This is a genomic window from Streptomyces sp. NPDC034086 (assembly GCF_055575515.1).
The window spans coordinates 38,492-54,424 of the sequence record NZ_JBVISM010000022.1 but is presented as its reverse complement, the minus strand read 5'-3'; the positions used below and the strand labels follow the sequence as shown (position 1 = coordinate 54,424).

General features: G+C 71.7%; 12 protein-coding genes and 2 pseudogenes. 1 reads left to right on the top strand and 13 read right to left on the bottom strand.

Annotation, left to right across the window (positions count from 1 at the left end; genetic code table 11):
• The 13 genes and pseudogenes from ACZ514_RS30380 to folC all read right to left on the bottom strand — a co-directional run.
• A pseudogene (locus ACZ514_RS30380) lies at positions 1–489 on the bottom strand (hypothetical protein); the annotation flags it as partial.
• A 232-nt stretch (positions 490–721) separates the two neighbouring features.
• The gene (locus ACZ514_RS30375) at positions 722–1,501 is read right to left on the bottom strand and encodes a TIGR03936 family radical SAM-associated protein (protein ID WP_468172344.1); all 780 of its coding nucleotides are present in this window, start codon (positions 1,499–1,501) and stop codon (positions 722–724) included.
• Positions 1,502–1,610: 109 nt separating this feature from the next.
• A complete protein-coding gene (locus ACZ514_RS30370) occupies positions 1,611–2,105 on the bottom strand; it encodes a hypothetical protein (protein ID WP_469126173.1) in 495 nt (164 codons plus the stop codon).
• Positions 2,106–2,809: 704 nt separating this feature from the next.
• Positions 2,810–4,735, bottom strand: coding sequence for a TIGR03960 family B12-binding radical SAM protein (locus ACZ514_RS30365; RefSeq protein WP_388938936.1), 1,926 nt, complete (start codon positions 4,733–4,735; stop codon positions 2,810–2,812).
• A 120-nt stretch (positions 4,736–4,855) separates the two neighbouring features.
• Positions 4,856–6,538, bottom strand: coding sequence for a CYTH and CHAD domain-containing protein (locus ACZ514_RS30360; RefSeq protein WP_469126172.1), 1,683 nt, complete (start codon positions 6,536–6,538; stop codon positions 4,856–4,858).
• 80 nt (positions 6,539–6,618) lie between these two features.
• Positions 6,619–7,818, bottom strand: a complete 1,200-nt coding sequence (gene rodA / locus ACZ514_RS30355; RefSeq protein WP_468172451.1) for a rod shape-determining protein RodA — start codon at positions 7,816–7,818, stop codon at positions 6,619–6,621.
• A gap of 9 nt (positions 7,819–7,827) precedes the next feature.
• Positions 7,828–9,993 (bottom strand): penicillin-binding protein 2, encoded by a 2,166-nt coding sequence (mrdA, locus tag ACZ514_RS30350; protein WP_468172353.1) that lies wholly within the window; start codon positions 9,991–9,993, stop codon positions 7,828–7,830.
• 16 nt (positions 9,994–10,009) lie between these two features.
• On the bottom strand, positions 10,010–10,705 hold the full coding sequence (gene mreD, locus ACZ514_RS30345) for a rod shape-determining protein MreD (protein ID WP_468172356.1): 696 nt from the start codon (positions 10,703–10,705) through the stop codon (positions 10,010–10,012).
• Between the two features lie 3 nt (positions 10,706–10,708).
• Positions 10,709–11,659: a rod shape-determining protein MreC gene (gene mreC / locus ACZ514_RS30340; protein ID WP_468172359.1), complete on the bottom strand. Its 951-nt coding sequence runs from the start codon at positions 11,657–11,659 to the stop codon at positions 10,709–10,711.
• A gap of 167 nt (positions 11,660–11,826) precedes the next feature.
• On the bottom strand, positions 11,827–12,846 hold the full coding sequence (locus ACZ514_RS30335; protein WP_030008578.1) for a rod shape-determining protein: 1,020 nt from the start codon (positions 12,844–12,846) through the stop codon (positions 11,827–11,829).
• A 305-nt stretch (positions 12,847–13,151) separates the two neighbouring features.
• Positions 13,152–13,562, bottom strand: coding sequence for a nucleoside-diphosphate kinase (gene ndk, locus ACZ514_RS30330; RefSeq protein WP_468172362.1), 411 nt, complete (start codon positions 13,560–13,562; stop codon positions 13,152–13,154).
• 64 nt (positions 13,563–13,626) lie between these two features.
• On the bottom strand, positions 13,627–13,986 hold the full coding sequence (locus ACZ514_RS30325; RefSeq protein WP_468172365.1) for a DUF4233 domain-containing protein: 360 nt from the start codon (positions 13,984–13,986) through the stop codon (positions 13,627–13,629).
• A gap of 7 nt (positions 13,987–13,993) precedes the next feature.
• Positions 13,994–15,520, bottom strand: coding sequence for a bifunctional tetrahydrofolate synthase/dihydrofolate synthase (folC, locus tag ACZ514_RS30320; RefSeq protein WP_468172368.1), 1,527 nt, complete (start codon positions 15,518–15,520; stop codon positions 13,994–13,996).
• Positions 15,521–15,637: 117 nt separating this feature from the next.
• Between folC and ACZ514_RS30315 the strand changes: the two are divergent.
• Positions 15,638–15,931: pseudogene (locus tag ACZ514_RS30315) on the top strand (rod shape-determining protein); the annotation flags it as partial.
• Positions 15,932–15,933: the final 2 nt, after the last annotated feature.

Here is a 15,933-nt window from a genome sequence, read left to right as displayed (position 1 = left end):
GGCGGGCGCGGCCACGGCGCGGGTCGCACGGCGACGGGCACGCGGCGCCGGAGCGGCCGGAGCCTCCTCGACGGCCGGAGCCGGAGCGGCGGCGGGAGCGGTCTCGGCGGCGGCCTCCGGAGCGGCCTCGGCGACCGGAGCGGTGGTGGCGCGGGTGGCACGGCGGCGGGTGCGCGGGGCCGGGGCGGCCACGGGCTCCTCGGTGACCGGCGCCGGAGCCGCCGGCTCCACGACGACCTCGGCGGCTTCGGCGGCGGGCGCGGCCACGGCGCGGGTCGCACGGCGACGGGCACGCGGCGCCGGAGCGGCCGGAGCCTCCTCGACGGCCGGAGCCGGAGCGGCGGCGGCCTCCACGGGTGTTTCGGCGGCGACGCCGCCGGGCGGGCCGGCCGGCCGGGAAGCCGCGCGGCGACGCCTGCGCGGGGGCAGGTTGTCGCTGGGGCTGCCACTGTCGGCGGCGGGGGTGTTCTCGGTTTCGTTGTTGAGCATGCGGGGTTCTCCCGTCACGCTCCCGGGCGCCGCGGCTGACGTCCGGTCCGGCGCGGCTCCGCGCGAAGGGCGCGGAGCCGGCCTCCGGGGCGCGTTCGCCACACGGGAGCTGTAGTCCATGGCCGCCGGTTCCGTACGTCTTGTCCGTACGGCCTGGCGGAAGTCTTCAGGTCTGTGCGCTGCCCGACCCAGGTGGCTCCCGAGTGCCAGGGCGGCGCGACGACGACGTTCCTTACGCGGCGGGACCTTCCGGCGCCTTCGCGTCGGCATTCACGGCGGCCGTGGGTGGGGCGGCCGTGACGGCTTCGCGGTCGGGCGCGAGCGGGTCGGTCACCGTGCCGGACTCCTCGTCGAAGAGCCCCTGCGCCAGCCTGGTCACCGCTGCGGGGACCGGCGGCGCCAGGTCGGCCACAGCGTGGAGACCGGACAGGACGTCGTCGGGTCGCACGGCAGGTGTCAAATGCCGAACAACCAGCCGCAGTATCGCACAGGCATTGTCCAGCGGCCTATCAGCCGGGGCGGGAAGGGCCTCCAGACTGACGACGGCGCCTCGGGTGTCGAAGGTCCGCATGCCGTTCTTGGTCCGGCGCTGCACCTCGACCGTCTCGGCGGCGAGGAAGCCCTCCACCGCCCGCGCCGCGTCCGCGGGCTCCACGCCCTCCAGGCGCAGCTCCCAGACGGAGGCCGTCAGACGGTCCGCGAGCCCGGAGGTGCGGGCCTCGACGGCGTCGACGATGTCGAGGCCGGCCGGCATGGACTCGTCGAGCAGCTCGCGGAGCTTCTCGGGGTCACGGGCCTCGGCGAGGCCGATCTCGAGGTACTCGGCCTCGCTGCCGGTCCCGGTGGGGGCGGCGTTCGCGTACGAGACACGGGGGTGGGGGGTGAAGCCGGCCGAGTACGCCATGGGCACCTCGGCGCGGCGCAGGGCGCGCTCGAAGGCGCGCTGGAAGTCTCGGTGGCTGGTGAACCGGAGGCGGCCACGCTTGGTGTAGCGCAGTCGGATGCGCTGCACCACCGGTGCGGGAGGCGGGCCTTCGGGCTGTCGCTTGCCCAGTGGTTCTTCTCCTTGTGCGGGGCGGCGCGGCTCGCGCGCCGCCCTGAGGTCTGTCGACCCGTCCGGCTCACCCCCGCCGTTCGCGCAGGGAGATCTCGGGAGCGGGTGCCGCGTCGGCGGCTGTCGTACTACCCAGAGTACGCGCCCGTGACCTCGCCGGTTCCCGGGGCGGTCCCCCGAACAGCGCGCGCCGGACCTCGGCCCGCGCCTCGCGCACCGCGGCACGGGAGGTGCGCCACACCTCGCGCAGGGCGTGGCCGAGGGGTGTGGCCACCTGCCGGTACACCCACGCGGCGGGCCGGGCGACCCAGCCGCGCCACAGCCGCCGCAGGCCGCGGCCGAGTGCGCGGGTGATCCGCCCGGCGAGGTGCCAGGCGCTGACGAGGAGGCGCCCGAGGGGGGCGAGCAGGTACCGGTAGAGGAGGGAGAGCGGCGGCAGGAGCACGTACCGCCCGGCCCAGGCCAGCCCGTGGCCGGCCGGCTGGAGGACGTACCGCCACAGCCCCACCCAAGGCCACACGAACAACAGCCGCCAGAACCAGCCCACCAGCCCACCAGCCACCGCAGCCCGTGGCCGGCCGGCTGGAGGACGTACCGCCACAACCCCACCCAGGGCCACACGAACAACAGCCGCCAGAGCCCGCGCCCCAGCCACCGCAGCCCGTGGCCGATCGGCGTGAGCACCTCGCGGTAGAGCCGGCCGGACGGCAGCACCACCCCGTGCCGCACCACCCAGGCGATCCCGGTCCCGAGCGGCACCAGCACGTACCGCCCGAAGGAGAGGCACAGCCAGGCGGTGCCCAGCCCGAGGGGGCGCAGCAGCCAGGTGTACGCGGCGCCGGAGACGGGCACGACCAGGTAGCGCCACAGTCCGGCCCAGGGCCAGTAGAAGAGGAGGAGCAGCAGCGGCCTCAGCGCGTACCGCCACACCCGCGCGAGCACCCACCCGGCGGCCCGCCCCAGCGGCGCCAGCACGCGGCGCCGCGCGGCCCGCGCGCCGAGCACGAGCAGGTCCCACACGGCCCGCACCGGCAGCACCACCAGCACGGCCACGATCTTCACCGGCACCCTGACCACCCCGGTCAGGCACCCGTCCGCACCCGGCGCCGCCTGCTGCTTTTCCATCCGCATGCCGCTAAGGACACCAGAACCCGCGGTTCCGTTCCGACCCGGCTCCGAAGCCCGGACGGCCGGCGCACGAACGCGCCGTGCCCCCGCCGTCGGACGGCGGGGGCACGGCGCGGGAGGCTCAGCCGCAGGCCGGGGTCACTTCACGACCGACAGGGGCAGCAGCTTCTTGCCGGTCGGGCCGATCTGGATCTCCGTCTGCATCTGGGGGCACACGCCGCAGTCGAAGCAGGGCGTCCAGCGGCAGTCCTCGACCTCGGTCTCGTCGAGGGCGTCCTGCCAGTCCTCCCAGAGCCAGTCCTTGTCCAGGCCGGAGTCCAGGTGGTCCCAGGGCAGCACTTCCTCGTACGTGCGCTCACGGGTCGTGTACCAGGCCACGTCCACGCCGTACGCCGGCAGGGTCTTCTCCGCCGCCCGCATCCAGCGGTCGTACGAGAAGTGCTCGCGCCAGCCGTCGAAGCGGCCGCCGTCCTCGTAGACCGCTCGGATGACGTCGCCGACGCGGCGGTCGCCGCGCGAGAGGAGGCCCTCGACGATGCCGGGCTTGCCGTCGTGGTAGCGGAAGCCGATGGAGCGGCCGTACTTCTTGTCGCCGCGGATCTTGTCACGGAGCTTGCCGAGGCGGGCGTCCGTCTCCTCGGCCGACAGCTGCGGGGCCCACTGGAAGGGGGTGTGCGGCTTGGGCACGAACCCGCCGATGGACACGGTGCAGCGGATGTCGTTCTGGCCGGAGACCTCGCGGCCCTTGGCGATGACGTTGACGGCCATGTCGCCGATCTGGAGGACGTCCTCGTCGGTCTCGGTCGGCAGGCCGCACATGAAGTACAGCTTCACCTGGCGCCAGCCGTTGCCGTAGGCGGTGGCGACGGTGCGGATCAGGTCCTCTTCCGAGACCATCTTGTTGATGACCTTGCGCATGCGCTCGGAGCCGCCCTCGGGGGCGAAGGTCAGGCCCGAGCGGCGGCCGTTGCGGGTCAGCTCGTTCGCCAGGTCCACGTTGAAGGCGTCCACGCGGGTGGACGGCAGCGACAGGCCGACCTTGTCGTCGCTGTAGCGGTCGGCGAGGCCCTTGGCGATGTCGGCGATCTCGGTGTGGTCCGCGGAGGACAGGGAGAGGAGGCCGACCTCCTCGAAGCCCGTCGCCTTGAGGCCCTTTTCGACCATCTCGCCGATGCCGGTGATGCTTCGCTCCCGCACGGGGCGCGTGATCATGCCGGCCTGGCAGAAACGGCAGCCGCGGGTGCAGCCGCGGAAGATCTCCACCGACATGCGCTCGTGGACGGTCTCGGCGAGCGGGACCAGGGGCTGCTTGGGGTACGGCCACTCGTCGAGGTCCATGACGGTGTGCTTGGAGACGCGCCACGGCACGCCCGAGCGGTTCGGGACGACACGGCCGATGCGGCCGTCCTCGAGGTACTCGACGTCGTAGAAGCCCGGCACGTACACGTTGCCGGTCTTCGCGAGGCGCAGCAGGACCTCCTCGCGTCCGCCCGGGCGGCCCTCGGCCTTCCAGGTGCGGATGATCTCGGTCATGTCGAGGACGGCCTGCTCGCCGTCGCCGATGACCGCGCAGTCGATGAACTCCGCGATCGGCTCTGGGTTGAAGGCCGCGTGCCCGCCCGCGAGGACGATGGGGTGGTCGACCGTCCGGTCCTTGGACTCCAGCGGGATGCCGGCGAGGTCCAGCGCCGTGAGCATGTTGGTGTAGCCCAGCTCCGTGGAGAAGGACAGGCCGAACACGTCGAAGGCGGAGACGGGGCGGTGGCTGTCCACGGTGAACTGGGGCACCTGGTGCTCGCGCATCAGGGCTTCCAGGTCGGGCCACACCGAGTACGTGCGCTCGGCGAGGACGCCCTCGCGCTCGTTCAGCACCTCGTAGAGGATCATGACGCCCTGGTTGGGCAGACCCACCTCGTAGGCGTCCGGGTACATGAGTGCCCAGCGGACGTCACAGGCGTCCCAGTCCTTGACGGTGGAGTTCAGCTCACCACCGACGTACTGGATCGGCTTCTGAACGTGCGGAAGCAGGGCCTCGAGCTGAGGGAAGACTGACTCGGCGGGCATAGCAACCTTCGTGAGCGGGCAGGGGGGCGACTCTCAAGCGTAACCCCCTCGGGGCCGCCCCCTGAATCCCAGCGGACATCAGGGCGGGGAACACCGCACCGGACGTCGTCCGCCCCGCGGTCACAGGGAGGAGCGGAGCTGCGGTTCCGACGCCCGGGCCCAGACGGCCGGGAGGTCGCGTGCGGCGCGTTCGGCCCTGGCCTCCTCACGGCCGTGCAGGAGGCCCCAGGTGAAGGAGGGCTCGCCGGCGCCGTGGGCCTGGTGGGCCAGGTCGCGCAGGACGGTGCGGGTGACCACGCTGTCCTGGTGTTCGCCGAGCACGTCCTGGACCGCTTCCATGGCCCGGGCGAACTTCCTGGCGGGCTTCCCGAGGGCGGGTTCGGCGGCCTCGGCGCCGTAGCGGGCGCGTTTGGCCGCCTTGCGGGCCTCGTGGAGGGCGCGGTCGCGTTCCGGGCCGGGGTCGAGGGAGAGGGCGCGGTCGACCCGCCGGGCGAGCCTGCGGTAGTCGCGCAGGATCGCCTTCGGAAGGGCCTTGGCCGCGGGTTTCGCGGCCCCGGGCAGCAGCGGCGGCTCGGCGAGCAGGGCCTCCAGGGTGTCGAGGAGGGTGAGGTGCCGGGCGTGGTCGAGGGCGGCGAGGGCGCGGCCGCGCGTCACGGAGCGGCTGGTGCCGTTCCAGGTGCGCAGCCGCTTGTGGACGGGGCCGGCGAGGAGGGGGTGGGGGAGGCCGGCGACCGCTTCCCGGAGGTGGTCGTGGAGGACCTCCCGGTCGCGGTCGGCGCCGAGTTCCGTGCCGAGCCGGCGCAGCTCTTCGCCGATGGGGTCGGTGACCTCGCGGTCGAGGATCTTGCGGTAGGTCTTGAACGCGCTGCGCAGGCGCCGGGAGGCGACCCGCATCCGGTGCACGGAGTCGGGCTGGTCGCGCCGTACGGCCGGGTCGTTGCTGATGAGGGTGTCGACCTGCCGGCGCAGGTACGCGAGGACGTACGCGCCGGCGGTTCCGTCGGCCGGGCCGGGCGCGGGGCGGGCGGGGGCCCCGCTGCCGGTCTCGGCGAGGGCGCGGGCGAGTTTCGAGGGGGCGTCGGAGACCTTCAGCCCGGCCTTGCGGAAGGTCCGTTCGACGGCGTCGAGGAGCGCGGGTCCGGTGCCGTCGGCGAGTTCGACCTCGACCTCGGTCCAGTGGGCGGTGGCCCCGTCCCGTTCTGCGTGGACGGTGTCGGTGCTGAGCTGTGCGAGGAGGGTGCCGCCGGCGTCGAGGAGGTCGCTGGTGCGGCGTTCGGAGCGCAGCCGGACCTGGGGTTCGAGCCGGTGGTCGCGCACCCGGGAGCGGACCAGGGCGGCGAGGGCGGGCGGGACGGTGTCGGCGAGGGGGGCGTGGACCTCGTCGCGGACCCCGGGGGCGACGGGGAGTTTGAGGTGCCAGCCGGAGTCCCCGCCGCCGGTGCGGCGGCGCAGGGTGAGGCCGTCGGCGGCGAGCCGCTGGTCGGGGGTGTCGTAGTAGACGGCGTCGAGGTGGTCGGTGCCCCGGTCGTGGACGGCCGCGATGGCGGCGGTGCCGGTGAGGTCGGGGAGTTCGGGGAGTTCGGGGAGGTCGTTCCGGGCGCCGGGCCGGGGTCCGTCGCGCCGGGCGGCCTTGCCGTGCCCGGCCGCGTCGCCGCCCGCACCGGCTTTCGCCGCCCGGCCGGTGTCTCCGGTGTTCCCGGTCGTGCCGGCGCCGCCTTCGGTGTCACCGGTGGTGCCGGAGCGCTTCCCGCCGGATCGCGGGAACTCGAATTTCCGCTCGATCTCGCGCTTGGTGTCCGCCATGAACCGAATCTAGTCCCGATCGGAGCACGGCGGGAGAGGGCCTCGGCGTTCGGCGGAACGGCCCCCTCCGCACGTGTGGCTCAGGCCGACAGGGGGCGTTGCACGCGGATGGACTGGAGCAGTCCGACGGCCACCCAGACGGCGAACATCGACGATCCCCCGTAGGACACGAAGGGCAGCGGCAGGCCGGCCACCGGCATGATGCCCAGGTTCATCCCGATGTTCTCGAAGGCCTGGAAGGCGAACCAGGCGATGATCCCGGCGGCCACGATGGTCCCGTACAGCTCGGTGGTGGCGCGGGCGATCATGCAGGCGCGCCACAGGACGAAGCCGAGCAGGCCGATGATGAGGATGCCCCCGATGAAGCCCAGCTCCTCCCCCGCGACCGTGAACACGAAGTCGGTCTGCTGTTCGGGCACGAACTGGCCCGTGGTCTGGGGGCCCTTGAACAGTCCGGAGCCGGTCAGGCCGCCGCCGCCGATCGCGATGCGCGCCTGGTTGGTGTTGTAGCCGGCGCCGGCGGGGTCGAGCTCGGGGTTGGCGAAGGCGGCGAAGCGGTTGATCTGGTACTGGTCGAGGACGCCCAGCTGCCAGATCAGAATGGCTCCGGCGGTTCCGGCGCCGATCAGGCCGACCACCCAGCGGTTGGAGGCGCCGGAGGCCAGCAGCACTCCCAGCACGATCACGACCATCACCATGACCGACCCGAGGTCGGGCATCAGCATGACGATGCCCATGGGCGCGGCGGCCAGGCACAGCGCCTTGACCACGGTGCGGTGCTCGGGATGTTCCAGGTCTCCGGCGTCGACCCGGGCCGCCAGCAGCATCGCCATCACCAGGATGATCGTGACCTTCACGAACTCCGAGGGCTGGAGCGAGAAGCCGCCGCCGATGACGATCCAGGCGTGCGCGCCGTTGATGGTGGCGCCCAGCGGGGTGAGCACGGCCGTGACGAGCAGGAGCGAGAGCCCGTAGAGGACCGGGACGGCCCCGCGCAGGTTGCGGTGGCCCAGCAGGACCGTCCCGATCATCAGGAGGAAGCCGATGCCGGTGTTGAGCAGGTGGCGCCAGAGGAAGTACTGCGGGTCGCCCTGGTTGAGGGTGTCCCGGTGGCGGGTCGCCGACCACACCAGCAGGGCGCCGATCAGGGACAGGGCGAGCGCCGACAGCAGTATCGGCCAGTCGAGGCGGCGCAGGACCGAGTCACGGGCCGTCAGCCGGGCGAGCGGGCCCTTCCGGGGGGCGTACCGGGATACGGAGAAGTTGTTGGCGGTCTGCATCATCACGTCTCAGTCATGCCGCAGGGGCGGCGGGCCGGCGAGCGCGGGCGGCGCCAGCTCCTCCGGGGACGGGGGCACGTACGGCCGGATCTCGGGGGCGTCGATGGTGCCGTCGGGGTTGACGGTGGGCAGCTGGGCCTGCGGCTTGGGCAGGAGGGCCTTGCCGGTGTCCTTGCCGTCCATGGTGAGGCCGTACATCGCGTTGTAGATGTTGCGCACGGCGGGACCCGAGGCTCCGGAGCCGGTGCCGCCCTGGGAGATCGTCATCACGATGGTGAAGTCGTCGGTGTAGGTCGCCAGCCAGGAGGTGGTCTGCTTGCCGTAGACCTGGGCGGTGCCCGTCTTGGCGCGCAGCGGGATCCTGTCCAGCGGCCAGCCGCCGAACCGCCAGGCGGCGGTGCCGCCGGGTTCGACGACCATGCGCAGGCCCTTGTCGAGGTCGGCGATGGTCTTGGCGTCGACCGGCAGCTTGCCGTGGGGCGTGGGCCTGATCTCCTGGACCTTGCCGTCGGGGCTGATCACGGCTTTGCCGACGGTCGGGTTGTAGAGGGTGCCGCCGTTGCTGATGGCGGCGTAGGCGGTGGCCATCTGGATGGGGGTGACGAGGACGTCGCCCTGGCCGATGGCGAAGTTGATGCTGTCGTAGGCCTTGAGCTGGTTGCCTTCGAGGCAGCTCTCGTAGGCGATCTGCTCGACGTAGGTGCCGCCCTTCTTGCCCTGCTTGCACCAGGAGTCCTTGTTGGCCGCCCAGAAGTTCTGCTTCCACTGGCGGTCGGGGATCCGGCCGGTGACCTCGTTGGGCAGGTCGATGCCGGTCTCGGAGCCGAGGCCGAACTCACGGGCGGTCCGGTAGAACCAGTCGTGGGCGTCCTTCTTGGGTTCGAGGCCGCCGTCGCGCTGCCACTCCTTGTGGCCGAGGGCGTAGAAGACGGTGTTGCAGGAGAACTTGAGGGCTTCGCCGAGGGTGATGGGGCCGTGGCCCTTGGACTCGAAGTTCGCGAAACTGCGGCCGCCCATGTTGTAGGAGGCGCTGCAGTTGTACTTGTCGTTGAAGTCGTAGCCGGCGCGGACGGCGGCGCTCGCGGAGACCACCTTGAAGATGGAGCCGGCCGGGGCCTGGCCCTGGATGGCCCGGTTGAGCAGCGGGTAGTTGGAGTTCTTGCTGGTGAGGTTGGCGTAGTCCTGGCCGGAAATGCCGCCGACCCAGGCGTTGGGGTCGTAGTCGGGCTGGGAGGCCATGGCGACGACGCGGCCGGTCTTGGTCTCCATGACGACGACGGCGCCCGAGTCGGCCTCGTACTTGCGTCCGGTGATGTTGTCGGTCTCCTTGCGGACGACCTTCATCGCCTGGGCGAGCTCGTACTCGGCGACGGACTGGACCCGGGCGTCGATGCTGGTGACGAGGGTGGATCCGGCGACACCGGGGTCGGACTTGGTCTGGTCCATGACGCGTCCGAGGTTGTCGACCTCGTACGAGGTGACCTGCGCCTTGCCGCGCAGCTCCTTGTCGTACGTGCGCTCGAGCCCGGAGCGGCCGACCTGGTCGGAGCGCAGGTGGGGCGAGTCGGTGTCCTTGGCCTTCTGGATCTCGTCGTCGGTGACGGGCGAGAGGTAGCCGAGGACCTGGGCGGTGCGGGCGGCGCCGGGCGCCGGGTAGCGGCGCACCGCGGTCGGTTCGGCGGTGATGCCGGGGAAGTCCTCGGGGCGTTCGCGGATCTGGAGGGCCTGCTGGGTGGTGGCCTCCATGGTGACCGGGATCGGCTGGTACGGAGAGCCGTTCCAGCAGGGCTTGGGGGTCTGGGAGTCGCAGAGCCGGATCTTGTCCATGACGTCCTGCGGCTTCATGTCCAGGACCCCGGCGAGGCGGGTCAGGACGGCCTTGCCCCGGTCCTTTATCCGCATCAGCTCGGTGCGGGAGGCGGAGACGACCAGGCGGGTCTCGTTGTCGGCGAGGGGGACGCCGCGGGCGTCCAGGATGGAGCCGCGCACGGCGGGCTGCACCACGCGCTGGACGTGGTTGCTCCTGGCCTCGTCGGCGTACTCGTGGCCGTTGCGGATCTGGAGGTACCAGAGCCGGCCGCCGAGGGTGCAGAGCAGGGAGAAGACGAGGATCTGGATGATGACGAGCCGGATCTGCACCCGGGGGGTGCGGCCGGTCTCGGGAATGTTGGTCATGCCTCGTGCTCCCCCGTCACAGCTTCTTGACGTTCTTCACGCCCTTGACGCCCTTTATCCGGCCGGCCCGGTTCGCGCGGCCGCGGGCGGAGCGCAGCCGCAGGCCGCCGCGCTGGCTGCCGATGCTGAGGCCGGTGCCGCCGGCGAGCCAGCCGGAGGACACGTCGGCGCCCTGCGGCGGGCCGCCGTTGGCTTCGACGGCCATCGGGTCGTTCTCGGCCCGGCGGGCGAGGGCCATGATCCACGGCACCGTGAAGGGGGCCAGCAGCAGGTCGTAGAGGACGGCCGTGAACAGCAGCCCGCCGAGGCCGACGTGGCGTTCGGCGGTGTCGCCGACCAGGGCGCCCACGGCGACGTAGAGCAGGATCGAGCCGACGGCGGCGGCGAGCACGGTGAGCATCGGGCCCCAGGCGGAGCGGAACCGGCCGTTGTCGGGGCGGGCCAGGCCCACGAGGTAGCCGATGATGCACAGGACGAGGGCGTAGCGGCCCGCCGCGTGGTCGGCGGGCGGGGCCAGGTCGGCGAGGAGTCCGGCGCCGAAGCCGAGGAGGGCGCCGGAGGTCGGCCCGTACACCAGGGACAGGGCGACGACCGTGAGCAGCATCAGGTCCGGGACGGCGCCGGGAAGCTGGAGCCGCCCCAGGACGGTGACCTGGATGACGAGGGCCACCACGACGAGGGTGGCGGAGAGCAGGATCCGGTTGAAGCGCATGGCTCAGCGTTCCTCCTCGTCCGCGGGCCGGCCGGAGACGCTCGGGGAGGGCGTGACCGTGACGGTGACCGTCGGTGTGGGCTTGGGGGGCTCGGGCTTGGGCGGCAGGACGGCGTCACGCGGGTCGTCGCGGGGCGGCACGACGACCACGCCGACGATGTCGAGGCGGGAGAAGCCGACGAAGGGGCGGACGTGGATGGTGCGGGTGAGGCCGCCGTTGGAGGGGTCGACGCGGACGACCTCGCCGAGCGGGACGCCGGGTACGAAGGGCTTGTTGGCGCGGGAGCCGAAGGTGACGAGGCGGTCGCCGGGGCTGACCTTGGCGCGGCCGTTGAGCATCTGGACCGACAGGGCGCGGTCGCCCTGGCCGGTGGCGAAGCCCAGTTCGCCGCTCTGCTCCAGACGGGTGCCGACGGTGAAGTCGGGGTCGTTGGCGAGCAGGACGGTGGAGGTGTCGGGGCCGACGGTGGTGACCCGGCCGACGAGGCCGTCGCCGTTGAGGACGGTCATGTCGCGCTCGATGCCGTCCTTGCTGCCGGCGTCGATGGTGACGGTCCAGGAGAAGCCCTGGGCGGACCCTATGGCGATGACTTCGGCCCCCTTGATGCCGTACTGGCCGGCGCCGGCGCGCTTGAGCATCTCGTCGAGCTCGTGGATGCGGCTCTTGGCCCGCTCGTCGCTGCCCATCCTGGTCTTCAGGAGGGCGTTCTCGCGTTCCAGCCGGGTGATGCGGTTGTGGCGCTCGTCGGAGTCGCGTACGGCCCCTATGGCGTTGGCGACCGGGCCCACCGCGGTGGCGACGCCCTTCTCGACCGGGCCGAAGACCGCTGCCGCGGCCTTGCGGGCACCGTCGACCGGTGACTCCTCGCCCGCTCTGATGTCCACCGTGATCAATGCGAACGCGATGGCGATCAGCAGCACCAGGAGCAGCCGGCTCTCTCGTGTGTCCCTCACGTGCGGCGGCCGTGCCTTCCTCGTAGAAAACCCGTGCGGCGGAGCCGCTCCGGCGGAGCCGGGGCTGCGCCGGACTGTGCCTGTATATCAACGATCCGCCGTACCGGCGCGGTAGCACCCGTACGGCGGATCCTTGTGTTCCGCATGTCCCGTTGGAGGGGGTTCGATCACCGCCGGGGCTGGGCGTCCAGAACCTGCTGGAGGGCTTCGAACTCCTCTACGCACTTGCCGGAGCCGAGGGCCACGGAGTCGAGGGGGTCCTCGGCGATGTGGATCGGCATGCCCGTCTCGCGGCGCAGCCGCTCGTCGAGGCCGCGCAGCAGGGCTCCGCCGCCGGTGAGGACGATGCCGCGGTCCATGATGTCGCCGGACAGCTCCGGCGGGCACTTGTCGAGGGTGGTCTTGACGGCGTCCACGATGGAGTTGACCGGCTCCTCGATGGCCTTGCGCACCTCCGCGGCGGAGATGACGACGGTCTTCGGGAGGCCGGAGACCAGGTCGCGGCCGCGGATCTCGGTGTGCTCGTCCTTGTCGAGGTCGTACGCCGACCCGATGGTGATCTTGATCTGCTCGGCGGTGCGCTCGCCGAGGAGGAGCGAGTACTCCTTCTTGATGTGCTGGATGATCGCGTTGTCCAGCTCGTCGCCGGCCACCCGGATGGACTGTGCCGTGACGATTCCGCCGAGGGAGATGACCGCGACCTCCGTGGTGCCGCCGCCGATGTCCACGACCATGTTGCCGGTGGCCTCGTGGACGGGCAGACCCGAGCCGATGGCGGCGGCCATGGGCTCCTCGATGATGTGCACCTGGCGGGCGCCGGCCTGCGTGGACGCCTCGATGACGGCGCGGCGCTCCACTCCGGTGATGCCGGAGGGCACGCAGACCACGACGCGCGGGCGCGCCAGGTAGCGGCGCTTGTGGATCTTGAGGATGAAGTACCGGAGCATGCGCTCGGTGATCTCGAAGTCGGCGATCACGCCGTCCTTGAGGGGCCGTACGGCGACGATGTTGCCGGGCGTCCGGCCGATCATCTTCTTCGCCTCGGAGCCGACCGCCAGGATTCCACCGGTGTTCGTGTTGATGGCGACCACGGACGGCTCGTTCAGAACGATTCCCCGGCCCCTCACGTACACCAGCGTGTTGGCGGTCCCGAGGTCGATCGCCATGTCACGGCCGATGAACGACATGTTGTTCCCCTTGTTCCCCATGAGGAGCGTCTGGCCTTCCAGTTGATAGCGGCTGCTGTCAGGTCGGCGAGGTGGGTGTGTGGGTGGAGGCCCCATCGTAGTGCCGCGAGTACCGGTACCGCGCGACGGGACTCCGGCGATCGCGCCGGAACGGAAACCCGCCCCCTGATTGGTGACGTCGTGTCCTTGCCATGCGTTCCCGGCCGGTCCCCGCAATACCGAAGGGCGACCGAAATTACTTCGGTCGCCCCAGGTCGTGAGCGCTATTCGGCTGATGTCTCGTCAGGAAGGACTGTTCCCGGGAATCAGAGCGCGGGGAAGAAGAGCTTCAGCTCGCGCTCCGCGGACTCCTCGGAATCCGAGGCGTGGATCAGGTTCTCCCGGACGATGGTGCCGAAGTCCCCGCGGATGGAACCGGGCGCCGCGGCGATCGGGTCGGTGGGTCCGGCCAGCATGCGGACGCCCTCGATCGCACGTTCCCCTTCCACGACCAGGACGACGACCGGGCCGCTCGCCATGAAGCCCATCAGGGGCTCGTAGAAGGGCTTGCCCTTGTGCTCGCCGTAGTGGGCCTCCAGGGTCTCCGCGTCGAGCGTGCGCAGCTCCATCGCCGGGATGGTCCAGCCGGCCTTCCGCTCGATGCGGCCGATGATCTCGCCGACCAGCCCGCGACGGACGGCGTCGGGCTTGAGGATGACGAGCGTGCGCTGGGTCATGTGGGTGCTCCTTGCGGCAAACGGGTGCGGTGCGACGAATCTACAGGGCCGAAACGGTGAACCGTCACGCAGCGTCAGGAGAGGCGGCTTCCGCCTGATGGGCGGCCCAGCTCGCCTTGATCGCGTCGATCTTGCGGCCGTAGTGCACCGAGCACCACCACAGGCCCGCGAAGACCGCGCCCAGGAAGAACATCGTCGGGACCACGAAACCGCTCGCGATCAGCCCGATCTGCAGCGCCCAGCCGATCTGCACCGCACCGGGGCGCGAGAGCATCCCGCACAGCAGCACCGACAGCAGCATCGTCACACCGCAGACGGTCCACACCTCGGCCTGGGTCAGGTCCGGGTTCTTCATGGCCACCAGGCCCGCGAAGCCGACGATGAAGAATTCACCGATCAGCGTGCTCGCGCAGAGCGTGCGCATCGATCCCTCAGCCCTTCTTGAACAGCAGGCGGGCCTCGCCCACCGTGATCACGGAACCGGTCACCAGGACACCGGCCCCTCCGTATTCGGCCTCTTCCTCCGCGAGGGTGACGGCCGCCTCCAGCGCGTCGTCCAGCCGCGGCTCCACCTGCACCCGGTCCGGGCCGAAGACCTCGACCGCGATCGCCGCCAGCTCGTCCGCGCCCATCGCCCGGTGGCTGGTGTTCTCCGTGACCACGACCTCCGCGAAGATCGGCTCGAAGGCCTCGAAGACGCCCTTGACGTCCTTGCCCTCGCTCGCGGCCACGACACCGATCAGCCGGCTGAAGCCGAACGCCTCGGTGACGGCCTCCGCGGTCACCTGCGCGCCCGCCGGGTTGTGCGCGGCGTCCAGGATCACCGTCGGGCTGCGGCGCACGACCTCCATGCGGCCCGGCGAGGTCACCGAGGCGAAGGCCTGCCGCACGGTGTCCGCGTCCAGCTCCCGGGCGTGCTCCCCGCCGACGCCGAAGAAGGCCTCGACGGCGGCCAGCGCGACCGCCGCGTTGTGCGCCATGTGCGCGCCGTACAGCGGCAGGAAGATGCCGTCGTACTCGCCGCCCATGCCGCGCAGGGTCAGCATCTGGCCGCCGACCGCCACCTCGCGGGAGACGATGCCGAACTCCATGCCCTCGCGGGCCACCGTCGCGTCGACCTCCACGGCCTTCTTCAGCAGCACCTGCGCCGCGTCCACCGGCTGCTGCGCCAGGATCACGGTGGCGTCCTGCTTGATGATGCCGCCCTTCTCCTGGGCGATCTCGCCGGGCGTGGAGCCGAGCCGGTCCGTGTGGTCCAGGCTGATCGGGGTGATCACCGCGACCGTCCCGTCGATCACGTTGGTGGCGTCCCAGCTGCCGCCCATGCCGACCTCGACCACGGCCACGTCGACCGGCGCGTCCGCGAAGGCCGCGTACGCCATGCCGGTGAGCACCTCGAAGAACGACAGCCGGTACTCCTCGGCGGCGTCGACCATCTCCACGTACGGCTTCACGTCGTGGTACGTCTCGACGAAGCGCTCGGCGCTGATCGGCGCCCCGTCCAGGCTGATCCGCTCGGTCACGGACTGGACGTGCGGGCTGGTGTAACGGCCCGTGCGCAGGTCGAAGGCGTTCAGCAGGGCCTCGATCATGCGGGCCGTGCTGGTCTTGCCGTTGGTGCCGGTGACGTGGATGGACGGGTACGCGCGCTGCGGCTCGCCCAGTACGTCCATCAGGGCGGCGATCCGGCTGACGGACGGCTCCAGCTTGGTCTCGCCCCACCGGGTGGCCAGTTCCTGCTCCACCTCCAGCAACGCCTTCGCCACCTCCGGGTCCTCGGGGCGGGACGGCACGGGGTCGCCCGACGGCGGTCCGGCCTGGGCGCGCAGGGTACGGCTGCCGGCCTCGATCACCGCCAGGTCGGGGTCGCGGTCGGACTCTTCCGCCACGATCTGGTCGAACTCGTCGAAGGTACCGTCGCGGTCGCGGTCGTGGCTCTCGGGCTGCTGCTCACTCACGGGGACCAGTCTACGGACGGGGACCCGCAGGACTTCCGGCCCGGGCCTTTCGGGACCCACGGCCGCGAAGGCGGCCCGATCGTCGTGCAAGCCTTGCGGCAGGTGAGAGGGGACCGAATGCCGCAGGCCAGCACCACCACGACCGCCTCCAGCCGCGACATGGGGATGGACCTGGGGACCGCGAACACCCTCGTCCACGCCCGCGGCCACGGGATCGTCCTCAATGAGCCGTCCGTGGTGGCGGTCGGGGCCGGCACCACCACCGCCCCGGCCGTCGGGACCGAGGCCAGGGAGACCACCGGCCGCACCCCGGGCTCCATCACCGCCGTCCGCCCCCTCAAGGACGGGGTGATCCGCGTACCGTCCGGCGTGACCCCCGTCGAGCGGCGGGCCATCGTCCACGCCTCCACGCC